This window comes from Actinoalloteichus caeruleus (genome assembly GCF_049311605.1).
GTDB lineage: Bacteria > Actinomycetota > Actinomycetes > Mycobacteriales > Pseudonocardiaceae > Actinoalloteichus_B > Actinoalloteichus_B caeruleus.
On sequence record NZ_CP186005.1, the window covers coordinates 4,684,310 to 4,706,300 of the forward strand.

Sequence of the window (21,991 nt, forward strand, 5' to 3'; positions counted from 1 at the left end):
CCGGCCGGCCGTCAACCGAGCGGTCGGGATCGGAATCGGAGGGCGTGCGCCGGCACGGGGACCCCGAGGGTCCTGGCCTGGTGGGCCCGGGTGACGACGGCGGCCCCCTCCAGCAGGTTCCGGGCGATCTGCACGACGGACCGGTTCTCGGGGTCGGCGAGCCACCCGTCGGCCGCCCACCGGTTGAAGGCCCCCATCGCCGGACCGCACCACAGCTGGTAGTCGAGCCGCCGGTCCTCCGCGCCCTCGATGGCCCACCGGCTGGAACTGCCGAGGTACCACCGGAACACCAGGGCCATGCGGTGCCGGGGGTCGCCCTCCGCCCTGACGAGTTCGGCCGGGTTCCTCCGCTCCCAGAACCGGCGGGTCCTGGCCCACACCTCGTCGAGGGACGCGTGCAGCACCTCCCGTTCGAGGGTGTCCCGCACGGGGCCGGGCAGCGCCTCCAGGCACGGGTACGACTCGTAGAGCACCCGCAGCCGACCGGCGCGGGAGGGGAAGAGGGTGCCCCTGCGCAGCACCTGGAGGCTGATGCCCAGCTCGAACATGTCCGCGGCGGGGGCCATCGTGACGTCGGTGACCTCGGCCTTGGCGAGCATGTCCTTGGCCTCCCGCGACAGGTTCGCCTCGACCGAGGCCTGGTTCACCGAACCGGTCACGACGTAGGCGGCGCCGAGCGCGAACGCGGCCGCCACCGCCTCGGGGGTGCCCAGTCCGCCGGCGGCCCCGACCCGGACCGGACGCCGGTAGCCGTGGCGGCGGGTCAGCTCGTCACGGAGGCCGAGGACGACCGGCAGCACGCACCCCAGCGGCCGGTTGTCCGTGTGACCTCCGCTGTCCCCCTCGACGGTGACGTCCTCGGCCACCGGAACGGTGGCGGCCAGGGCCGCCTCCTCCGGTGTCAGCTCGCCCCTGTCGACCAGCCCGCGCAGCAGTCGGTCGGGAGCCGGTGCCAGGAACAGCGCGGCGGTCTCCGGGCGCGACACCTTGGCGAACATCCGGGTGCGGCGCAGCACCTCCCCTCGCGACCCCCGGCGGAGTCCGGTGGCCGCGCAGCGGACGACGGTCGGGGTGAGGTCCATGAACGCCGACACCGAGACGCAGGGCACCTCGCGGTCCAGCAGCAGCTCCGCGACCGCCCGTTCGAGGTCCGGTTCGGCGGGCGAGTGGATCAGGTTGACCCCCCAGTTCCGGCGGCCGGGCAGGGCCGCGACGAGCTCGTCCACCGCCTTCCCGACCTCGGTCAGGCCGAGACCGGCGGCCCCGAGGAAACCGAGCAGGTCCGCCCTGGCCAGGGCGGTCACCATCCGGGTGCCGGCGATCCCGTTGGCCATCTCCCCGGCGACGTAGGGGAAGCGGACCCCGTGGGCGTCGAGGAAGGAGCGGTCGCCCAGCCATTCGGGGTAGGAGGGCGGGAGGGAGCCGACCAGTGGGTACCCGTGCGGCCCGCTGCCCGGTCCGCCGCCGACGCCGAGCCCGTAGTGGCCGTCCCGGTCGCGGACGACGTGCAGGGGTTCCCGGATGCGGTGCAGGGCGTCGGGGAGCTCGTGGGCGGTGAAGGCCGGCGGCAGTTCGGCCGGCCGCCAGGTCGGGAGGTTGGTCGAGGGGTGCGGGGGTGACACGGCCATCGGTGCTCCTCCGGTCAGTCGCTCGCGCCCAGCAGCGGTGGCCGGCGCATCGCCGCGGACAGGTAGTCCAGGTCGATCCGGGGAGGGGACGGCTCGCTGGTTCCGGCGGTCCCACCGAGCCGGGACCAGGTCCGGGAGGCGTCGAGTCGACGGTGGTGCAGCAGGTAGCCGGCGAGGGCTGGTTGCAGGCTGGTCGCGAACTCCAGGGCGGACAGCGGCGCGGGTAACTCGGAGACGAGGCGGATCCGCAGTGGTAGGAACCGTTCGACGAGACCCGTGAGGAGCAGGACGGACACGTCGTCCCGGGCGACGACGTGGTAGGTGTCGACCAGGCCGGTGGTCCCGCTGGCCGCGAGCCGCACCATCATCCGCGCGGCCTTCTCCACGGGGAGGAAGTTCAACCGCGCCTCGTGGTCCCCGACGACGCGGACCTCCGTCCTGGCCGACCCCCGCCCGGTGGAGGGCTCCTGGTGCTGGCGGACCGTGTCGGCCATCCTGCGGAGCAGGATCCCGACCGGGTGCCCTGGACGCGGGCCCCGGAAGGCCCGATCGGTGACCAGGACGCTCGGGCGGAGGACCGCCACCGGCCTGGCGTGTTCGGTGGCCCACCGGCGGACCAGCACCTCGGCCTCGAACTTGGACTGCTCGTAGAAGTTCTCGAAGCCGTGGCTGTCGTCCAGGTCGTCCTCTTCCACGGTGCCGTGCCGGCGACGGCCGGCGACGAACGCGGTGCTCACGTGGTACACCCGCGGCCTGCGCTCGCCGGCCAGGGCCAGGGCCAGGACGCCCCGGGTCCCGTCGAGGTTGGTCCGTCTCAGGTCGGCCAGCCCACCGCCGAGATCGGTGTCGCCCGCGCTGTGCCAGAGAGCGTCGATCTCGTCGGCGAGCGCGCGGAAGGCGGGGGGCCGCAGTCCGAGCCCCGGCGCGGTGAGGTCGACCGGCACAAGGCGCAGCCGGGTCCGGAGGTCGCGGACCTCCGCCGGTGTCGTGCCGAGTTCGGCGTAGAAGCGCATCAGCCGCCGGAGGGCGGTCGGGCCGGAGGAGCGCACCAGGACGATCAACTCGTCGTGTTCGGCCAACAGTTCGCGGACCAGGTGTATGCCGAGGAAACCGGTGGCTCCGGTGATGGCGACCGTCATGACCCGCGTTCTCCTTCGTCCATTCCCCAGAAGCAGACGAAAGACAATCACAGGAGCGGGAATGGCGACAGAGACCACTTCACGCTACTGGCCTAGCACTCGATCTATTGCACACCACAGTGCAGTCAATTCACTCCAATGCCAGAAGTGCATCGTTTCCGTCGACATTCTCGGCCGGTCACCGCCCAGTTCCGCACCATGAGCGATCCACCGGTCGGGGAATATGGGACCGGCACCACTCCAGCGTCCCCCTGGCCGCCCTACCTGCGACTCCCCCGAACCCCGATGCCTCACGCCCACCCGCGCACCGGGATCGCTTCGGCGGCACATCCAGTTCCGGGAGGGGAGATGGCGGGCCAACGGAGCCGGTACGCCCTCGAGGGCCGGGTCCGGGACGGGCCGCCCCGCCCGGGACCGCCACGGCGGTCGAGGTGGGTCTCGAACGCCGCCGACGACGGGAACCGGGAATTCGCCCCGCGACCCGAGACCTTTCCGGAAGCGGACCGACGGCCCACACGAATGTGAACCGTTCGAGTGAAAACGCGACGGCCGCCTCCGTCACGCGGGGAGCCGGCGGGAGGATCGGACCACCCGACCCCGTGGGCGACGGCGAACGCGGAGACGCCCCGTTCCCCGCCGGGGGTGCGCTCCCCGGGGCCCGGCCGCGACGGGCTTCGCGATCCGCACGACCGACCCCTTCCCGAACTCGCTCCACCCCGCCTAGTATAAAAAACGTACGTACGGTTTTGGAGGCTTGATGCAGAACCCCCAGTGGGACCCCGCCACCTACCTCACCTTCGCCGAGGAGCGGGGCCGCCCCTTCCACGACCTGCTCGCCCGGGTCAGGACGACCGCGCCCCGCCGGGTCGTCGACCTCGGCTGCGGCCCCGGCAACCTCACCGCCGACCTACCTCGCCGGTGGCCCACCGCCACGGTCGAGGCGCTCGACTCCTCGCCCGAGATGGTCGAGGAGGCCCGCGCGCTCGGACTGGCGGCGGAGCTGGGAGACGTCCGGAAGTGGCACCCGAGCCCGGACACCGACGTCGTCGTCGCCAACGCCCTCCTCCAGTGGGTCCCCGAGCACCGGGAGCTGCTCCGCCGTTGGACGCGGGAGCTCCCGGCTGGCGCGACCATCGCCTTCCAGGTCCCCGGGAACCAGGGCAGCCCCGCGCACGTCAGCGCCCGCCAGGTCGCCACCACGACCCGCTGGCGGGAACGGCTCGGCGACGCGCTCGTCGCCCGCGCCGACGTCGTCTCCACCCCCGCCGAGTACGGCGACCTCCTGGCGGCGGCCGGGTGCGCGGTCGACGCGTGGGAGACCACCTACCTCCAGCGGCTGACCGGCGAGGACCCGGTCCTGGAATGGCTCAGCGGAACGGGACTCCGTCCGGTGCGGACCCAGCTCGACGACGCCGGGTGGCGTGAGTTCCGAGAGGACCTCGCCCCGCTGCTCCGGGAGGCCTATCCGCGTCGGGCGGACGGCACGACGTGGTTCCCCTTCCGGCGGATCTTCGTCGTGGCGACCACCCCGCGGGGCTGACCGGGCCGTGAGCCACCACCGACCGTGCCGGCGTGGTGGCCACGAGGGGTGCCGTTCCCACCGGGAAGGGGGTTCCGGGCCGCGTTCGGGCGCGGCCCGGGCATCAGGGCACCGGCCTCGCGGATCGGGAGGCGGCCGGGCCGGGACGGAACTCCCGAAGCGCGCGTCACGGGGCCGTCCCCGTTCGGAGCAGGGCGCACCGGAGATCGACCGCGCCGACCGTCGGTCCACGGCCAGCCCGCGCGGGACGACGTGGTTCCGCTCCGACCTCCGCGACGCCCGGCCGCCGCCCGCCGTGCGGGCGGCGGGCCACCACGCTCCCCCCGGCGCTGGCACGCCTCGCCCAGCACCGCCGTCACCGCGACCGCCGGGGCGAGGGCCGAGGGGCGCGGCACCGACGACTGGCCCAGGCGACCCCGTCCACCGCCGCCGGCCCACCCGAGCGGGGAGGCCCGACCACCCCGGAGCGGGGGTCCGCCCCTCGAAGCGGGTGGGCGGGCCGCCCACGCGGTAGGCCCGCCCACGCGCCCTCGTCGCCGAGGGCCGTCAGATGTCCGTCTCGCTGTAGCGGGCGGAGGTCCGACGGGCCAGGTCACGTACCTTGGCCGACGCCGAGTCCACGGTCGTGCGGACCGTGGGGTGGTTGACGACCTGCTGGTAGGCGCGAACCAGTTGCTCGTAGCGTGCCCGCCCCGCCTTCGCCCCCAGGACGTAGCCGACGGCGGCACCGATCGCGATCTTGATCATGTTGCCTCCTCGGTGGTCAGGCTACGCGGGGCTCGCCGCACCCGCAGCGGAGCGTGCGCGACCGACTCCACGTGCGGGTGAAGCGTCCCCCATCTCAGGAACGCCGGCTACTCCTGGGAGGCATCCCGTGCTCGGCGGATCTGGGCGGCGACCGCCGTCGCCACCTCGGTGACGGCCCCGCCGTCGGTGCCCGGCTCCGGCCGGACCTGCAACAGCACCCCGGTCCGGCCCGGAATCCTCCGCTGGACGAACCAGGCTCCCCCACCCGGGAGCTCCCGGTGGTGACGGGACTGGATGGAACCGGTGACCCGCTTGTGGACGATCTCCGGCAGCCGCCCCGGCTGTTCCAGCGCGTACCGGCGCGGGGCCTGGTCGGTGAGCACCTGCACGTCCTCCGCCGGCTCCTCGGCCACGGACTCGACCACCGTGAGGACCCCGTCCCGCCAGGTCGCCTTGCTGACCAGGTGCCAGCCGACCCGCCGGTGGCCCACCTCCACGTCAGGCAGCCACAGCCCCAGCTGGGTCGCGAGGACGACCCCACCCAGCCCCGTCGACGCGGAGGCGAGCACGCGTTCGTCCCCCTCGAGCGTGCCCTCGAAGCCGTCGGGTACGGGTTCCCGCCCGGCCAGCTGCTCGGTGAACCGCTTCCACCAGCCCGTCACACCAGTCCTCCCATGGCCGACTGCTCCCGCAGCGCCTTCCGGTACTCCTCCAGGCTCACCAGGTCCCCGAACAGGGCCCGGTACTCGTCGGCGTCCTGGGTGGGCGACATCCGCTGGAGCCTCGACTTCAGGTCGGAGATCTGGCTGGCCACCACGAACTCACGCATCGCGGCGAGGATGCTGGACACGTAGCGGGGATCGGACTCCGACCGGGAGCGCAACGACTCCACCGACAGCTCGGTCAGCAACGACCGGAGCGAGTCGTGCGCGCACTCCCGGCCCACGGCGTCCACCAGCGAGGACCCCGACAGCCCGCAGGACGCGCCGCCGGCGGCGATCACGGCCCGGTGCAGCGCGACGTAGGCGGGGTGGGTGAAGGCGCTCTCGTCCAGCGTGTCGTACACCGGGCCGGCGAGCGCGGGGAGCTGGAGCGCGATCTTCAGCGCCTCCCGCTGCACGTGCAGCGCCGGGTCACGGGGATCGGGGCGGGCAGGCGCGTCGACGTCGACGGCCAGGCTGCCCTGGTTCGGGTCGGTCGCCCGTGCCCGTCGGGGCCGGGGGGCCTCCGCCTTCCCCCCGGCGCTCTCCCGCACCCGGCGCACCACCGTCTGCTCCTCGGGCCAGCCGACCCAGCCGGCCAGCCGGGGCGCGTAACGCTCCCGGAGCGCCTGGTCCTTGATCCTGGCCACCAGCGGGACCGTGCGCCGCAGCGCCTCCACCTGCCCCTCGGCGGTGTCCAGGTCGTACTCCTCCAACACCGCCCTGATCGCGAACTCGAACAGCGGGGTGCGCTGGGCGACGAGGTCCCGGACCGCCGCGTCCCCCTTGTCCTGCCGGAGTTCGCACGGGTCCATGCCCTCCGGCGCGACCGCGACGTAGGTCTGGGTGGTGAACCGCTGGTCCTCGTCGAAGGCGCGCAGCGCGGCCTTCTTCCCCGCCTCGTCGCCGTCGAAGGTGTAGATCACCTCGCCCCGGAAGGCGTCGTCGTCCATCAACAACCTGCGGAGCACCGCGATGTGGTCCTCACCGAAGGCCGTCCCGCAGGAGGCCACCGCCGTGGGAACACCCGCCAGGTGCATGGCCATCACGTCGGTGTAGCCCTCCACCACGACGGCCTGCCGCCGGCGGGCGATCTCCCGACGGGCCAGGTCGAGACCGAAGAGCACCTGCGACTTCTTGTAGATCGGGCTCTCGGAGGTGTTGACGTACTTCGCCTGGATCGGGTCCTCGTCGAAGATCCGGCGGGCGCCGAACCCGACGACGTCCCCGGAGATCTCCCGGATCGGCCACAACAACCGGCGGTGGAACCGGTCGATCGGGCCGCGCCGGCCCTCGCGGGAGAGCTGCGCCTTGTACAGCTCCTCCAGCGCGAAACCCCGCCCGAGCAGGTGCTTGGTGAGCGTGTCCCACCCGGCGGGGGCGAAACCGCAGCCGAACCGGGTCGCCGCCTCCTCGTCGAAGCCCCGGGTGGCCAGGAACTCGCGGGCGGCCACCGCCTCCGGGGTGCGCAGCTGTTCCGCGTAGAACTCCGCCGCCGCCCGGTGCGCCTCGATCAGCCGGGACCGCGTCCCCCGGTCCCGCTGGACCGTGGTGCCGCCGCCCTCGTAGGTCAACCGGTACCCGATGCGGTCCGCCAGCCGCTCGACCGCCTCGACGAAACCGAGGTGGTCGTGCTTCATCAGGAAGCTGATCGCGTCGCCACCCTCACCGCAGCCGAAGCAGTGGAAGGTGCCGTGGTTCGGGCGCACGTTGAACGAGGGGGTCTTCTCGTCGTGGAAGGGGCACAGTCCCTTGAGCGCGCCCGCACCGGCACGACGAAGCTCGACGTACTCCCCGATGACCTCGTCGACCCGGCTGCGGTCCCGTACTTCCGCGATGTCGCTGTCCCGGATCCGTCCCGCCACGCCCCGAGTCTAGGGACACCTCCGAGCGATCCGCTCGGAGGTCCGACCGGGGGCCCACTCCGACCCCTGCGGGCGCACCGGCCGTCACCGACCGGGGTCGGCCACCCGCGCCAGGAAGTACACCTCCCCGCTCCGGCGGTGCCGCACGAGCAGCAGGAACGGCCGATCCAGCCGGACGACCACCGGGCGGGAGGGCGGCGCCGCGGCGGTGAGGGAGACCACGGCGGCCGTCGCGGCCGCCCCCTCCAGACCCTGTTCGTCGACCCGCAGCACCGCCTCGTGCACCACCGAGGACAGCAGTACCCGCCGGGACTCGCTGATCCCGCTCAGGTCGGCGTCCGAGGTGAAGACCGTGTCCACCCCCAGCCCCCCGAGCGGTTCCCGGAGCTCGGCGCGCCCGGAGACCCGCAGCCGGGGCAGGAACAGGTCCACCTGCGTGGAGCGCATCGCGTCGAGCAGCCGCCCCAGGGTCCACGCGTCCAGGGCGACCTCCGAGTCCTGGAGATCGCCGTCCGGGAGCAACGCGACGGCCTCCACCCCGCCGTGCGCTGGCAGGCTGACCGCCTGCCAGCCGTCCTGGGCCGCGTGCGGCAACCGGCTGACCTGCCGCATGGTCGGCACGTCCCGCCGGCCCCCCGGGGAGTGGAAGGGCAGGGGGGAGGTGCGGTGCTCGGTGAAGCCGGCGATCCAGGACGTCCGCAGGTACAACGCGTTCACGAGGGTGGCCACCGTCCGGGGCTCCACCGACCCGGGCGCCAGCAGCTCCGGGATCAGGTCACGCGTGGTCTCCGCGACGTCCTGGTTGATCAGCCGACGCACGCCGTCGGGATCGGAGGCGAAGTCCGCCGCTCGGACCGCCCCACCCGGCCAGTCCCCGAGCCCCTCGACGAAGTCCCCGGAGACGTCGATGTCCGGTCGCACCCACAACGTGTTGCTGAGCGCGAGCACCGGCCGCTCCTGGTGGGTCCCGAGCACCTTCAGCGAGCTCGCGGAGGTGAGCCGTTCCGCGATGCGGTCGACGCCCTCCGCCTTGCCGGGGCTCAGCAGGGCGAGCAGCTCGTCCCTGGTCCGGCCGCGCGCCCCGGCGGCGACGAGACCCAGGCCGCTGGTGACCGAGTAGGGCGACCAGCAGAACGTGGTCGCGGGATCTGGTTCGAGAGCACGCAGCAGGGACAGTGCGAATGCGAGATGAGCGCGATCATCCACCGAGGACAGCTCCCTGGTCGAGGGTTTCCGGCCGTCGACGTGTCCCGCGACCGGGCTGTTCGCCAACCTACCGCCGGCGCGGGGTGTCGCGGGGCACCGAGGAGGGCCGACGCGGACCGGGACCGACGGCGGGTCAGCCTGGTGCGGGGGTGCCCCGGCCACGCGGTGGCAAACCGGCGCCGGCTCTCCCGGCGGGCGGGCGCCGACGAACGGCGCCCGGAGCTGGAACGCTCCGAGCCGCGGGCGAATCCCCGTCTCGGGCTGGGTGGGTGGGGGCCGACGAGCCGGTGCCCACCCCCGACGGCGCCCAGGCCGAGGCGCGCCCCCGGAATCCCCTGCCCTCGGCCGTGCCGTTCGTCCGCCGTGCCGTGGTCCCCGGGCGGCACCGTCCATGACCCGCACCCGAGGAGACCGTGGTCGTCGGCAGAGCGACCCACCCCTGGTCCCCGGGTTCGACCGGTGGCACGAGCCCGACCAGCCCTGACCCCGCACGACACGACCGCCGTCCTCGACCGCTCCGAGGCCGTCCACCCGGGCGTGGCCCGACGGTGTCGGCGAGGACCCGCGCACCGTGGTCGGGCAGGGCCCACCCGGTCCTCGCCAGGTGTGGGGACGCGGGACGACCCCGTAGGTCGCGTCGGGGCGCGGCGCGGCGAGCGCGGCCGGGTCGCTACCCGTGCCGGCACCCCCGGCGAGCAGGGCACCGGACCAAGGGCCGCGGAACGGTGGTGGGACGTCCGCACCCCGCCCCGGCGGGGGAGGTCGGCCCACGGGATCGACGGGGGTGAACCGTCAGCTCCGCTCGCCTCGACGACGCACCAGGTGGGCGTGCCAGCGGTGGGCCTGGGCGTCGGTGAGGCAGGCGACCTGGTCGACGACCACCCGCAGCCGGCGGGTGTCGTCGGCGGCCCGGATCCAGGCCGGCAGGAAGGCCGGGTCGAGCGCGTCGGGGGCGCGGTCGAGCAGGGCCTCGACGAGTTCCGCCAGCAGCTCCCGCTGGTCCGCCTGCACCGCGAGGCGACGCGGATCGCTCATGACGTACCGGACCGCGAGGGACTTCAGCACCGCCACCTCCGCGGCCACCTCCGCCGGTACGACCAGCTCGGCCGCGTACCGGACGAGCGGACCGGGACCGAACTTGTCGCGGGTGCCCGCGACCGCCGCCGAGGCGAACCGGCCGACGAGTTCACTGGTCAGGCGCTTCAACGCCACCTGGGCTCGCAGTCCACCGTCGTACCGGAGGACGTCGGCGACCACCGGCAACCGAGCCAGCCGCGCGGCGGCGGTCTCCAACTCGGCGACCCCGTCGAGGGAGAAGTTCGCGGCGGCGAGTTCGGCCAGCGCGCGTCGCTCCACGGCGTCGGTGAGGACGCGCAGCGAGATCCGCCCGGCCACGACGCCGTCCTCGACGTCGTGCACCGAGTAGGCGACGTCGTCGGCCCAGTCCATCACCTGCGCCTCCAGGCAGCGCGGCGGGTCGGTGTCCCCGGCGGAGCCGCCGACGCCGCTGGCCGGCGCGCCGTGCCGCACCCAGTCGAAGACCGCCTGGTCCTCGGCGTACACACCGAACTTCCGCTGCCCGGGGCGCCGCGGCCACGGGTACTTGACCGTGGCGTCCAGGGACGCCCTCGTGAGGTTCAGGCCGGCCACCCGCTGCTCGGCGTCGATCGACTTCGGTTCCAGCCTGGTCAGGATGCGCAGCGTCTGCGCGTTGCCCTCGAACCCCCCGCAGGCGGCGGCCAGCTCGTTCAACGCCTGCTCACCGTTGTGACCGAAGGGCGGGTGACCGATGTCGTGGGCGAGGCCGGCGGTGTCCACCACGTCGGGGTCGCACCCCAGCTCGGCACCGATGCCCCGGCCGATCTGCGCGACCTCCAGCGAGTGGGTGAGCCGGGTGCGGGGCACGTCTCCCTCGTCCGGGCCCACCACCTGCGTCTTACCCGCGAGGCGGCGCAGGGCGGCGGAGTGCAGCACCCGGGCGCGGTCCCTGGCGAACGGACTCCGCTGTTCGCCGTGCGCGCCGGGCAGCGCGGCCTGCTTGGGCTGCTCGGGGAGCAGCCTGGCCACATCGTGCTCACGGTACCGCTGGCTCATCGGGGCAAGCCTACGGGCCGCCGGCGCCGGGACGGCGTGAACCCGCCACCACCCGCGTCGGAGGACCCCCGCCCGACCTGCGGATCTTCGAGGGTTCCCCGGCGCCGCCGTCAGCCAAGACCCGTCTGGGCGTCCACGGCCACCGGGGCGTGCGTGGCGCGGTAGTGCAACAACGCGGCCGTCTCGCGGATGATGTACTTGGCCTGCATCTCCCTGGTCTGCACGATGGGCCCCCGCCGCGTGGGTGAGGCGCTGGCGTCCAGCCCGGCGTCCCTGGCCATCGTCACCGCGCGCAGCGAGTGCCAGGGATCGCTGACGATCACCGCACTCCGCCAACCCTGCCGCTCGGCCTCCTCGGCGGCGGCCCGGACACTGCCGAGGGTGTCGCTGCCCTCGCCGACCGGGACGATGGCCGCCTCGGGGACTCCTCGGTCGATCAGCCAGTTCCGGCCCGCCTCCGCCTCGGTGTACACGTCGCCGGCTCGGCTGCCTCCCACGGTGAGGACCCGGTCGGCGACCCCGTCCGCGTAGAGCTGGGCGGTGTGTTCGAGACGCGCCTCCAGGACGGCGGACGGACGGCCGTTGTACTGCGCGGCGCCCAGCACGATGACGACGTCCGCCGGCCCGCGGTCGTCGTCGCGGGCGACCTGCCAGACGCGGAAGAGGGTGCCGCCGACCACGAACAGGCCCATCAGGAGAACACCGATCACGGTCCTGGTGAACAGACGTCGAAGTCGGGAGCCACGGGAGGACGGAGTGGCGACCACGGGAGAATGGTGGCAGAAGGCCGAGGCGCCTGCTCGGCCCGTCGATCTTTTGACCCCCTCCTCACCTGCCCACTCGCCGGACGGCCCCACCGGGACCACCCGCCGTGGTGACGACCGCCCGCCGAAGGACTCCCCCGGATCCGGTGCCGGCCCTTCCCGCACCCGGACGGGAGCTGGCGACGGCCCGGGGCGGGCGGCTCCCGTCCCTCCGGACAGGCCCGACCCAGCTCGACACGGCCCGACCGGCCGCGTACACCTCGATCATGTCCGTTCACCCCGCCAGCACCCTGCTCCTCGTCAGCGGAAGCGTCCGCCGGGGAACGGTGAACTCCGCCGCCCTGGCCACCGCCGCGTCCACCCTGCCGGGCGGGTGGCAGGCCACCATGTACTCCGGTCTCGCCGACCTGCCGCACTTCTCACCCGACCTCGACACCGACGGCGGCCCCCGGCCCGTCCTCGACCTCCGCGCGGCGATCCGGAACGCCGACGCCCTGCTGTTCTCGACGCCCGAGTACGCCGGAACCCTCCCCGGAGCGTTCAAGAACCTGCTGGAGTGGACGATCGGTGACACGGTCATGACCGGCAAGCCGGTGGCGTGGCTCAACCCGTCGACCGCGCCACGACGCGCGGCGGGCACCTACCAGGCGCTGCGGACCGTCCTCGCCTACACCGCGGCGCGGATCGTCGAGGACGCGTGCCTCGACGTGCCCGTCGAGCGGGGCCAGATCGGCGCGGACGGCGTGGTCACCCACCCGGATGTCCGGCGCCGTATCGGCGGCTCGGTGCGCGCGCTGACGGCGTCCGCCCCCAACGGCCGCTGACAGCGCTCCGGCGACGGCCCCGGCCCGGGAGGGTCGCCGCCCCGGGGGACGCGGCCGGCCCCCGCCCACGCTCGACCTCCGGAGCGTCCCGCGCGGGGCGCCGACCCGGACCTGATCCGGAGCCTCGCGCCGCCTGGCCGTGCCGGTCGCGTGGCCGCCGGTTACCCGCTTGCCACCGCCCCGGCGATCCACGAAGGTGCACCCATGTCAGCAGCGCATCCCACCATCCTCGCCACCTCCGGCGGCCTGCTGCGGGGACACCGCACCGAGCTGGAGTTCGCGCCACTCCTGCACCACGCCGTCGAGCTCTCCGGCGTGCACGGCCGCCGGCCCGTGGTCTGCCACGTGGGGACCGCCGGCGGCGACCAGCGGTGGTTCAACGCGGCCGTGTCGGAGGCCGGGCAGCTCGCCGGGGTCGAGGTCCGGCACCTGAACCTGTTCCCGATGCCCCCGACCGCCGACCTCGACGACTACGTCCGGTCCTCCGACGTCGTCTGGGTGAACGGCGGGTCCGTCGCGAACCTGCTCGCGGTCTGGCGGGTCCACGGGCTGGACGCCGTGTTCCGCCGCGCATGGGAGTCCGGTGTCGTCCTCGGCGGCGTGTCCGCCGGGTCGATCTGCTGGTTCCGGGGCGGCACCACCGACTCCTTCGGCCCCGAGCTCCGGATCGTCGACAACGGACTGGGCCTGCTCCCCTACGGCAACGGGGTGCACTACGACAGCGAGGCCGCGCGGCGCCCCGCCGTCCACGCCGGGGTCGCCTCCGGCGAGTTGCCGGACACCTACTGCACGGACGACGGGGTGGGTCTGGTGTTCCGCGGCACCGACCTCGTGGAGGCCGTGACCGAGCGGCCGGGCAAGGGCGCGTACCTGGTCACCGCCGACCAGGCTGGTGACGGGGTGACCGAACGGCGCATCGAACCCCGCGCCCTGGTCTGACCGCCGGCCCCCGCACCACGGCCCACGCGGCACCCCGAGTTCGCCCCGTGCCCTCGGCGGGCCGAGGTGGGCTGGCCAGGGCGCGTCACGCCGCCCCACCCAGGGAGGCGGGGCGCGGCAGGACCCGCTGGTCCCGTCCCGGTCGCGGCCGCGGGGGCCGGGCCGTCGATCGACGCCGCCCCCGGGCTCCCGGGTCGCCGCCCCGGGGCGGCGACCGGCCGGGCGAACCGGCCCGGCCGCCTCCGTGCCTCAGCAGCCGACGAGGCGGGCGGCCAGGTAGGACTCCAGCTGGTCCATCGACACCCGCTCCTGCGACATGGTGTCCCGCTCGCGCACCGTCACCGCGTTGTCGTTCAGGGAGTCGAAGTCGATCGTGACGCAGAACGGCGTCCCGATCTCGTCCTGACGGCGGTACCGGCGGCCGATGGCCCCGGCGTCGTCGAAGTCGATGTTCCAGTTCCTGCGCAGCGCCGTGGCGAGATCACGCGCCTTCGGCGAGAGGTCACTGTTCCGCGACAGCGGGAGGACGGCGACCTTGACCGGGGCGAGCCGGCGGTCCAGCTTGAGCACCACTCGCGTGTCGACGCCGCCCTTGGCGTTGGGGGCCTCGTCCTCGTGGTACGCGTCGACGAGGAACGCCATCATCGGGCGGCCCACCCCGGCCGCCGGTTCGATCACGTACGGGCGGTACCGCGAGCCGGTCTTCTGGTCGAAGTACGACAGGTCCACGCCCGAGTTGTTGCTGTGGGTCGTCAGGTCGAAGTCGGTGCGGTTGGCGATGCCCTCCAGCTCGCCCCACTCCTGCCCCGCGGAGAACCCGAAGCGGTACTCGATGTCCACCGTCCGCTTCGCGTAGTGGGACAGCTTCTCCTTCGGGTGCTCGTAGTGCCGCAGGTTCTCCCTGGCGATCCCGAGGTCGGTGTACCAGTCGGTGCGGAAGTCGATCCAGTACTGGTGCCAGGTCTCGTCCTCGCCGGGCTCCACGAAGAACTCCATCTCCATCTGCTCGAACTCCCTGGTCCGGAAGATGAAGTTGCCGGGCGTGATCTCGTTGCGGAAGGACTTCCCGATCTGCCCGATGCCGAACGGCGGCTTCCGCCGGGACGTGGTCAGCACGTTCAGGAAGTTGACGAAGATGCCCTGCGCCGTCTCGGGCCGCAGGTAGTGCAGGCCCTCGTCGCTCTCGACGGCACCGAGGTGCGTCTTGAGCATCATGTTGAACTCGCGGGGAGCGGTGTACTGGCCGCGCGTGCCGCAGTTGGGGCAGGGCACGTCGCCGAGGTCGCCCTCCAGCACCTCCTTGCCGGTGCGCTCCGCGTACTCCTCGGCCAGGTGGTCGGCGCGGTAGCGGCGGTGGCAGGACAGGCACTCCACCAGCGGGTCGTGGAACGCGCCCACGTGGCCGGAGGCGACCCACACGTCGCGGGGGAGGATGACCGAGGAGTCGAGACCCACGACGTCCTCGCGGCCCTGCACCATCGCCTTCCACCACTGGCGCTTGATGTTGTCCTTCAGCTCCACGCCCAGCGGACCGTAGTCCCACGCCGACCTGGTCCCGCCGTAGATCTCACCGCTGGGGTAGACGAAGCCACGGCGCTTGCACAGGTTGACGACGGTGTCGATCCGATCGGCGGGCACGGGTACTCCAATGACGGTGTGAGCGGTACTGACGCGCGTTGCACCAAGAGTAGCGACTACGACCTGGTGCCTCCGCGCGCCCCGGACGCCCCGCCGAGCGGGCGGCCGAGGGCCGTCCCCCACCCGGCTCCGATGGGCTCGACCGTCAGGCGTCGGCGGGGGAGGTCTCCAGCTCGGCGATCACCACCCGGTTGTCCTCGTACCCGTCCTGACCACCGACGAAGTCGCCGCCGCAGGTGACGAGGACGAGGCGGTGCGGCCCCTGCTGGCCGAAGAGGTCCTCCGCGCGTGCGGGCAGCTCGTCCTTGTGCAGGGTGAAGACCTCGACGGTCCGGTAGACCCAGGTGCCACCGTCGACGTCGGTGACCTCGACGCGCTGGCCGACCTCGGCGCGGTGCAACTGGTCGAAGGGGCCGTCCTGCCCCTGCCAGTTGACGTGCCCGGACATCACCGACGCCCCGCTCGCGGCCCCGAGCCCGGCGCCCCACCACGCCGCCTCGCCCAGGTCCTCGGGGATCGGGAGGACACCGTCGACCACCTCCGTCCGCACCAGGGTGGCCAGCCCGCCGTCGGCGAGCCGGACCGTGCCGGGCGGTTGCGGGGCGTCGGTGACGGGCGCGGAGGGCTGGTCGGGGACGACCGGGGGTGGGACGGCCGACGGTTCCGGAGCGGGCCGCTCACCGCTCGTCGGCGCCGCCGCCACCGGAGCCGGTACGTCGTCGTCCGGGGCGATCAGGACGGCGACGAGCACCCCGAGCACCGCTGCCGTGACCCCGGCCGCGGCGAGGCCGATCCACTTCCGCGCCCCCCGACGCGGGCGCTGACTGTCGCTGGAGTCCGACGGATAACCCTGCTGCGAGTACATGGCCAGTCTTCCTCGGTGCGCTCGATGTCGATGACCGGTGGATCAGCCGCTGCGGCGTCGTCACCGGACGTGAGACCGCATCAGCCTGCCAGCCCGACCCGGCGAAGGTAACCGCCCATTGGAAGGACGGTTGTCCACTCGGACGGCCGAGCGGGTCCGGTGAGCTCAGCGCCGTGGGATCTCGGGTCCGGCCGCCTCCCCCAACCGCACCGTGCCGGCGTCGTCGGCGAGCAGGCTGTCGGACCGGGTGACCGTCCCGCCCTCCCCCTCGGCCAGCACCTCATACACCGCCGACTCGGCCGGAAGCGCCTCCGCGAGCAGCGGGACGACGTGCTCCCGCACCTCGAACGGGGAGAGCGCCCGCCGGTAGGCCGTCACCGACTCGAAGCGGGCGACCAGGACCCACCGCCGGGCGTCCTCGGTGGCCCGTGCCAGCCGCGCGTCCAGGCACCCGGCCTGCTCGCTGAGCAACCGCAGAGCCAGCTCGGCGCGTTCGGCGAAGCGGATCCGTTCCGAGTCGGGCACGTCGAACGGGCAGATCATCAACACGGCGGGGTTCCTCTTCTCGGTGATGGCAGGATTCGGGGACGGACGGCACCAGTGTGTCCGGCGCCACGGGGTGGCGCGGAACGGGTGGGAGGTCAGCGATGGGCGGGTCCGGTGGACGACCTCGGCAGGACCGCGAGCGCGGACCGGAGGGTCCGCTCAGCCGGGTGCCGCCGGCGGCCGCGTTCGTGGGGGTCCTGGCCGTGTTCCTCATCGGGGTCTGGGTCGGTGGCCCGCTGGGGGCGGCGCTGCTGTCGGTGCTCCTGCTGTTCGTCCTCGGCCTGATCGTCACCCGCTGGCACCAGCTGCGCCCGGCGGAACGGGTGGGCAGGGTGCTGGTGGTGGCGGTGCTCACCCTCGTGACCCTGTCGGTCCTCGTTCCGGCGCTGCCCTGACCGGGACGACGCCGGGGCTGACCGGAAGGACGCGGCGCGGTCACCGAACGGTTCCAGCGCCTACGATGTAGGGGAGCCTGGCACGCGTGCCGTGCCGGTCCCGTGCGCCGACCGTAGGAGATCACCATGCCCGCCCCCACCCCTCACGGGACCAGTGCGGCCACCCCGGTCGCCAGGGCGGCGGCCGGCATCCCCGGCGGCGAGCACTGCGGGGTGCGGGACGCGAGTCCACGTCCGCTGCCCGACCAGGGGACACTCGCCGCGGCGGGCGACCTGCTGCGCGCCCTGGCGGCACCGGTGCGGATCGCGATCGTGCTCCAGCTCAGGGCCGGTGACCGCTGCGTCCACGAGCTGGTCGACGCGCTCGAGGTCGCCCAACCGCTGATCAGCCAGCACCTGCGCGTCCTCAAGTCGGCGGGGGTGGTGCAGGGTCGCAGGCAGGGCCGCGAGGTGGTGTACCGCCTGGTCGACGAGCACCTGGCGCACATCGTGGTGGACGCGGTGACGCACGTGGAGGAGCCGGGCGAGCGGCAACGCCCCGAACGCACCGCCGGTGCCCGCGCACCGGCGACGACGCCCTGACGGAGGTTTCGTGACCGTTGACAAGAAGCCTGTCGCCGTGCCCGGCCTGCGGGCCACCCGGCAACGGGCGGCGGTGTCCAGTCTCCTGGCCAGGCAGAGCGACTTCCGGTCAGCGCAGGAGATCCACGAGGAGCTCCGCCGCAGCGGCGAGGGCATCGGACTGACCACGGTCTACCGAACACTCCAGAGCCTGGCGGACGCCGGCGAGGTCGACACCCTGCGCACCGACTCGGGGGAGGCGATCTACCGGCGCTGCTCCAGCCATCACCACCACCACCTGGTGTGCCGGCACTGCGGGCGGACGGTCGAGGTCGAGGGGCCGGCCGTCGAGCGGTGGACCAGCAGGGTCGCGCAGGAACACGGCTTCACGAACGTCAGCCACACCCTGGAGATCTTCGGCGACTGCGAGGACTGCCACGGGGGTTCCGGCTCCGGGGGTTGACCCCTACCCGGTCGGCCGGGGCACCGCCCCGGCCGAGGCGGTGCCCGCTCGGTGGCGAACCGGGAGACCCGCCCCGCCGCCGCCCGCCCCTCGCCGCCCCAGGTCCCCCGGCGCCACCGTTCCCACCCCGGCGAGGTGGTCACCGTCCCGGTGTCACCACCGGTGCCGGTGCCCCGCCCGACGCGACCAGCCCCCGGGTGGCCGTCGGCCCCCCAGCGGAAGCCCTCCCGGGCCGTACGTCACCAGCTCACCACCGACGCCGCCGAGCTGCCGGGTCCCCACGAAGTGGGCCGGCGGTACGGCGCCACCGTCCTCGGGTCCACCTGCTCGGCCCAGGTGGTGGCGGCTCCGGCCGCTACCGTCGCACCCGCGTCATCGACGTGCCCGGCGCCCCCGGGCGGGGCGGCCGACCGGGTCCGCGCACCGCTCGGGTGGTCGCCTCGGAACCGACGAACCCTGACCTCGTGGGGTGCCGCCGGCAAGCGGACCGGCGCACGCTCGGGGACGGTGGGCGCACCCCGGCGCTAGGTCGGTGGGCGGGCCCGTCCCCGCCGGCTGCGCGGTGGGGACGGCGTCCTGGTTCCGCCTTCGGGCCGGTCGCTGCCCCGAGCCTGGCGGGAGAGCGCGGGACCGCTCCGGCGGATCAGTACTCGTAGGGGTCGCTCGGCGGTTCCACGGCGCGGACGGACTCGGTGACGAACGTGGGGACGTGACCGTTGGCGGCGGTGGCCGAGTCGGGCACCACCTCCCCGGTCACCTCCACCCAGGAATCCGTCTCGTGATCGGCGAACTCGGCGAGCGCCGGTCCCTCGATCCGGAGCTTCACCGGCACCGCGTCGGCGGCGCAGCACATGATGCGCACCCTGGCGACGTGGACGGCGTCCACGTCGTGGACGACGAAACCGGTGACCCGCACCGTGCGCCCGTCCAGGGTGCCGGACCGGTCCCACACCGTGCGCATCACGACGTCGGTGATCTGGAGGTCGGCGACCTCCGACGAGGTGTCGATCGGCTGGAAGAGACCGCCTCCCGCCGGTTCCTCGTCGGAGACGACGGAACGGCTTCCGGCGCGCTGCACGGAGTCCGCGCCGAGCGCCGGCGGGGCGACCAACAGGATGGCCAGCACCGGGACGAGCAGCATCCACGTCGACCGCCCCGAGCCGTGGTCGTGGTCGTGGCCGTCGTCCGGGGCAACGGCCGGAGCGCCGTCGTCGGAGTGGCCGCCGACCCGGCTCGACCGGTCGCGGTGCGCGGAGATGTCCCTGGCGATGGCGAGCGCGGCGACCAGGATCATCGCCACGCCGGCGAAAACCACCAGCGGCAGCAGTGAGGGCCGCACGTAGCGCAGGTAGGTCTCGTTCCAGGAGATCTTCAGCAGCGCGCCGCCCAGCAGGATCAGCAGCACGTTCTGGGTCTCACGTCGCACCGTGGCCGCCTTCCTCGTCGCTTCCCGTCAGTACCGCCGGGGCGGGCCGTCCCGCGCACCCCGGGACGATCACGAGGCCCCCAACAGCGGGACACCGACCGCGAGGGCGCACACCACCGCCACCACGAACGTCGCCGGGGCGAAGCGGGCGGCGAAGGCCCTGCCGAAGGTGCCGGACTGGAGCGCGATGAGCTTCACGTCAACCGCCGGCCCCACCACCAGGAACACCAGTTTCGCGGTGAGCGGTATCCCGGGCAGCGAGGCCACCACGAACGCGTCGGCCTCGCTGCACAACGCCAGGACGACGGCCAGCAGGGCCATCACGACCACGGCGAGGACGAGCTGCCCGCCGAGGGAGTCCATCCACTCCGCCGGCACCGCGACGTTCAGCACCGCGGCGGCCAGCCCGCCCAGCACCAGGAAACCGCCGGCCTCCACCAGATCCTGGCGCACGGTCTCCACCAGCACCCGCCAGCGCGGTCCGGTCCGCTCGGACCGGACGCGCCGCAACGCGCGCTCCGCGATCCACTCCGTGCGCCCGAGGCGCAGCCACAGCCACCCCATCACCACGGCGGTGAGCAGGGAGGCGACGAACCGGGCGACCACCATCATCGGCTGGCCCGGGAACGCGATCGCCGTCGCGACCAGCACGATCGGGTTCACCGCGGGAGCCGCCAGCAGGAAGGTGAGCGCGACGGCCGGGGCCACCCCTCGTTGCATGAGCCGCCGGGCCACCGGCACCGAGGCGCACTCGCAGCCGGGCAGCGCCAGCCCGGCCGCGCCGGCCACCGGCACCGCCGCGGCGTCGTTGCCCGGCAACGCCCGCCGCAGCGCGCTCTCCGGGACGTAGGCGACGATCAGCCCGCTCACGATCACGCCGAGCAGCAGGAAGGGGAACGCCTGCACGCACACGGCGACGAAGACCGTCGCCCCCGTCCGCACCGCCGGGTTGTCCAGCACCCCGACGAGGGCGTCCTGGAACAGCACGGCGAGCACGAGGAGCAGGCACAGCACCTCGAGGGAGCCGATCCGCGAGCGCCAGCCACGCGGCTCGCTCGCCCCGCCGGTCCCCTCCGAGGGGCCGGCTCGCTCCGGCGTTCCTGTCGTCACTGCCGTCCCCCTGCCGTGCGGGTCGCCGTGTGGGTGGTGTCAGCGCTGGTCGAGCAGCTCGGTGCGCAACTGCGACGCGGTGGAGACGACCAGCATGAGCAGGGTGCTGAGCGGCGCCGACCCGAGACCCTCCGCGGGGAACGCGTACCGGAGGGTGACGTCCATCCCCCGGTCGGTGCGGATCACCCCCAGCGTCCCGAAGAGCCCCTGGCCGGCCCGCTCCGCCGCCGACCTCGCCAGTTCGGCGTCGTCGGGCAGGTCCCAGGCGACCACGCAGGTGAGGCTGAGCATGGTGAGGCCCTCGACCAGTTCGGTGCTCTGCACCGCGCAGGGGACGTCGCCGTGCCGGAAGGTGAGCGCGCCGTCGTCGTCGAGGACGACCTCGTGGTACCGCTCCAGCGCCTCCCTGGCGGCGGCGAGCACCCAACCGGTGCGCATCGCCTCGGGGTGGGGCGCCGGGTAGGGCATCGGCTCGTCGGTCACGGGTGTTCCTCCTGGTGTCCCCGGCCGGGCCGGGTGGTCTCGCGGTGGGTGGGGCGCCGGGTCACCGGTCGTCACCGGCGGGCCGCTGGCCGGACTCGCCCGTCCCACCACCGCCCTTCTCCCCGGTGTCCTCGTCGTCGCCGGGTTCCACGTCCCACTCCCCGTCGGTGGGGTCGGGGGCAGCTTCCCGCTCCTCCCAGGACGGCAGGTCCTCCCGCTCGGGAACGGCCTCGGTGGCCGGGGCGTCGGCGGCGACCGGGGTCTTCACACCCCCGAACCGGCGGTCACGCCGAGCGTAGATGTCGCAGGCCTTCCACAGCTCACGTCGGTCGAAGTCGGGGAACAACGTGTCCAGGAAGACCATCTCGGCGTACGCCGACTGCCACAACATGAAGTTGGAGGTCCGCTGCTCGCCCGAGGGGCGGAGGAACAGGTCGACGTCGGGCATGTTCGGCTCGTACAGCCGCCGGGTCAGCATCCGCTCGTCGATCCGCTCCGGGTTGAGCTTCCCGGCGGCGACGAGCCTGCCGAGTTCCCTGGCGGCGTCGGCGATCTCCGCCCGCCCTCCGTAGTTCACGCACATGGTGAGGGTGAGGACGTCGTTGTCCTTCGTCCGCTCCTGGGCGATCTCCAGTTCCCGGATCACGCTCCGCCACAGCCGTGGCCGCCGTCCGGCCCACCGCACCCGTACACCGATGGAGTCCAGGTAGTCGACCTGGCGGCGGATGACGTCCCGGTTGAACCCCATGAGGAAGCGCACCTCCTCGGGGCTGCGCTTCCAGTTCTCCGTGGAGAACGCGTAGACCGACAACCACTTCACGCCGAGCTCGATGGCCCCGCCGACGACGTCGATGAGCACCGCCTCACCTCGCCGGTGGCCCTCGGTACGGGGCAGTCCCCTGGCCCGCGCCCACCGACCGTTGCCGTCCATGACCAGGGCGACGTGGTTGGGCACCAGCTCCCGGGGGATCGCGGGCGGTTGGGCGCCGGAGGGATGCGGGTCCGGAGCGGAGACGCCGGACCGCTCCCGGCCCCACCGGTAACGACTCAGCATGTG

General features: G+C 73.6%; 20 protein-coding genes and 1 pseudogene. 6 read left to right on the forward strand and 15 right to left on the reverse strand.

Going from position 1 to position 21,991, the window contains the following annotated elements; genetic code table 11:
- Nucleotides 1-11: 11 nt before the first annotated feature.
- Both ACOJVX_RS18945 and ACOJVX_RS18950 read right to left on the reverse strand, forming a co-directional pair.
- The gene (locus ACOJVX_RS18945) at nucleotides 12-1,628 is read right to left on the reverse strand and encodes a PfaD family polyunsaturated fatty acid/polyketide biosynthesis protein (protein ID WP_026419860.1); all 1,617 of its coding nucleotides are present in this window, start codon (nucleotides 1,626-1,628) and stop codon (nucleotides 12-14) included.
- Between the two features lie 14 nt (nucleotides 1,629-1,642).
- A complete protein-coding gene (locus tag ACOJVX_RS18950) occupies nucleotides 1,643-2,767 on the reverse strand; it encodes an SDR family oxidoreductase (RefSeq protein ID WP_035292707.1) in 1,125 nt (374 codons plus the stop codon).
- 757 nt (nucleotides 2,768-3,524) lie between these two features.
- Between ACOJVX_RS18950 and ACOJVX_RS18955 the strand changes: the two genes are divergently transcribed.
- Nucleotides 3,525-4,307 carry a trans-aconitate 2-methyltransferase gene (locus ACOJVX_RS18955; RefSeq protein ID WP_422646970.1) on the forward strand — a complete coding sequence of 261 codons (783 nt, stop codon included), beginning with the start codon at nucleotides 3,525-3,527 and terminating at the stop codon, nucleotides 4,305-4,307.
- Between the two features lie 546 nt (nucleotides 4,308-4,853).
- Here ACOJVX_RS18955 and ACOJVX_RS18960 read toward each other — a convergent pair.
- The 6 genes from ACOJVX_RS18960 to ACOJVX_RS18985 form a co-directional block, all read right to left on the reverse strand.
- Entirely contained in the window at nucleotides 4,854-5,054 is a 201-nt protein-coding gene (locus ACOJVX_RS18960; protein ID WP_026419858.1) for a hypothetical protein, read from the reverse strand.
- Nucleotides 5,055-5,161: 107 nt separating this feature from the next.
- Nucleotides 5,162-5,716 (reverse strand): hypothetical protein, encoded by a 555-nt coding sequence (locus ACOJVX_RS18965; protein ID WP_026419857.1) that lies wholly within the window; start codon nucleotides 5,714-5,716, stop codon nucleotides 5,162-5,164.
- The gene (dnaG, locus tag ACOJVX_RS18970; protein ID WP_026419856.1) at nucleotides 5,713-7,620 is read right to left on the reverse strand and encodes a DNA primase; all 1,908 of its coding nucleotides are present in this window, start codon (nucleotides 7,618-7,620) and stop codon (nucleotides 5,713-5,715) included. Before dnaG ends, ACOJVX_RS18965 begins: the two co-directional genes overlap by 4 nt.
- A gap of 84 nt (nucleotides 7,621-7,704) precedes the next feature.
- On the reverse strand, nucleotides 7,705-8,835 hold the full coding sequence (locus ACOJVX_RS18975; protein WP_103057104.1) for a serpin family protein: 1,131 nt from the start codon (nucleotides 8,833-8,835) through the stop codon (nucleotides 7,705-7,707).
- A gap of 783 nt (nucleotides 8,836-9,618) precedes the next feature.
- Entirely contained in the window at nucleotides 9,619-10,920 is a 1,302-nt protein-coding gene (locus ACOJVX_RS18980; RefSeq protein ID WP_418153681.1) for a deoxyguanosinetriphosphate triphosphohydrolase, read from the reverse strand.
- A gap of 110 nt (nucleotides 10,921-11,030) precedes the next feature.
- Nucleotides 11,031-11,612, reverse strand: coding sequence for a YdcF family protein (locus tag ACOJVX_RS18985; protein ID WP_051314251.1), 582 nt, complete (start codon nucleotides 11,610-11,612; stop codon nucleotides 11,031-11,033).
- Nucleotides 11,613-11,950: 338 nt separating this feature from the next.
- Between ACOJVX_RS18985 and ACOJVX_RS18990 the strand changes: the two genes are divergently transcribed.
- On the forward strand, nucleotides 11,951-12,508 hold the full coding sequence (locus ACOJVX_RS18990; protein ID WP_418153680.1) for an NADPH-dependent FMN reductase: 558 nt from the start codon (nucleotides 11,951-11,953) through the stop codon (nucleotides 12,506-12,508).
- Between the two features lie 204 nt (nucleotides 12,509-12,712).
- A complete protein-coding gene (locus tag ACOJVX_RS18995; RefSeq protein WP_026419851.1) occupies nucleotides 12,713-13,447 on the forward strand; it encodes a peptidase E in 735 nt (244 codons plus the stop codon).
- Nucleotides 13,448-13,696: 249 nt separating this feature from the next.
- Here the strand turns inward: ACOJVX_RS18995 and ACOJVX_RS19000 are convergent, their stop codons facing one another.
- The 3 genes from ACOJVX_RS19000 to ACOJVX_RS19010 all read right to left on the reverse strand — a co-directional run bounded on the left by ACOJVX_RS19000 (nucleotide 13,697) and on the right by ACOJVX_RS19010 (nucleotide 16,493).
- Nucleotides 13,697-15,085, reverse strand: a complete 1,389-nt coding sequence (locus tag ACOJVX_RS19000) for a glycine--tRNA ligase (RefSeq protein ID WP_026419850.1) — start codon at nucleotides 15,083-15,085, stop codon at nucleotides 13,697-13,699.
- Between the two features lie 145 nt (nucleotides 15,086-15,230).
- The gene (locus ACOJVX_RS19005; RefSeq protein WP_026419849.1) at nucleotides 15,231-15,950 is read right to left on the reverse strand and encodes a class F sortase; all 720 of its coding nucleotides are present in this window, start codon (nucleotides 15,948-15,950) and stop codon (nucleotides 15,231-15,233) included.
- A gap of 165 nt (nucleotides 15,951-16,115) precedes the next feature.
- The gene (locus tag ACOJVX_RS19010) at nucleotides 16,116-16,493 is read right to left on the reverse strand and encodes an antibiotic biosynthesis monooxygenase (protein WP_245588916.1); all 378 of its coding nucleotides are present in this window, start codon (nucleotides 16,491-16,493) and stop codon (nucleotides 16,116-16,118) included.
- 104 nt (nucleotides 16,494-16,597) lie between these two features.
- Here ACOJVX_RS19010 and ACOJVX_RS19015 point away from each other — a divergent pair, with 104 nt between their 5' ends.
- The 3 genes from ACOJVX_RS19015 (at nucleotide 16,598) to ACOJVX_RS19025 (ending at nucleotide 17,915) form a co-directional block, all read left to right on the forward strand.
- Nucleotides 16,598-16,891, forward strand: a complete 294-nt coding sequence (locus ACOJVX_RS19015; RefSeq protein WP_051314199.1) for a DUF6703 family protein — start codon at nucleotides 16,598-16,600, stop codon at nucleotides 16,889-16,891.
- Between the two features lie 126 nt (nucleotides 16,892-17,017).
- On the forward strand, nucleotides 17,018-17,473 hold the full coding sequence (locus tag ACOJVX_RS19020) for an ArsR/SmtB family transcription factor (protein ID WP_103056366.1): 456 nt from the start codon (nucleotides 17,018-17,020) through the stop codon (nucleotides 17,471-17,473).
- A gap of 10 nt (nucleotides 17,474-17,483) precedes the next feature.
- Nucleotides 17,484-17,915, forward strand: a complete 432-nt coding sequence (locus ACOJVX_RS19025) for a Fur family transcriptional regulator (RefSeq protein ID WP_026419846.1) — start codon at nucleotides 17,484-17,486, stop codon at nucleotides 17,913-17,915.
- A 643-nt stretch (nucleotides 17,916-18,558) separates the two neighbouring features.
- On the opposite strand, the gene ACOJVX_RS19030 is transcribed toward ACOJVX_RS19025, so the two are convergent.
- From ACOJVX_RS19030 to ACOJVX_RS19045, 4 genes and pseudogenes are all read right to left on the reverse strand, one after another.
- Nucleotides 18,559-19,341: a TIGR03943 family putative permease subunit gene (locus ACOJVX_RS19030; protein WP_026419845.1), complete on the reverse strand. Its 783-nt coding sequence runs from the start codon at nucleotides 19,339-19,341 to the stop codon at nucleotides 18,559-18,561.
- 69 nt (nucleotides 19,342-19,410) lie between these two features.
- Nucleotides 19,411-20,451, reverse strand: coding sequence for a permease (locus tag ACOJVX_RS19035; protein WP_026419844.1), 1,041 nt, complete (start codon nucleotides 20,449-20,451; stop codon nucleotides 19,411-19,413).
- Nucleotides 20,452-20,490: 39 nt separating this feature from the next.
- Nucleotides 20,491-20,919: a YbjN domain-containing protein gene (locus tag ACOJVX_RS19040; RefSeq protein WP_026419843.1), complete on the reverse strand. Its 429-nt coding sequence runs from the start codon at nucleotides 20,917-20,919 to the stop codon at nucleotides 20,491-20,493.
- 262 nt (nucleotides 20,920-21,181) lie between these two features.
- Nucleotides 21,182-21,988: pseudogene (locus tag ACOJVX_RS19045) on the reverse strand (isoprenyl transferase); the annotation flags it as partial.
- Nucleotides 21,989-21,991 lie beyond the last annotated feature (3 nt).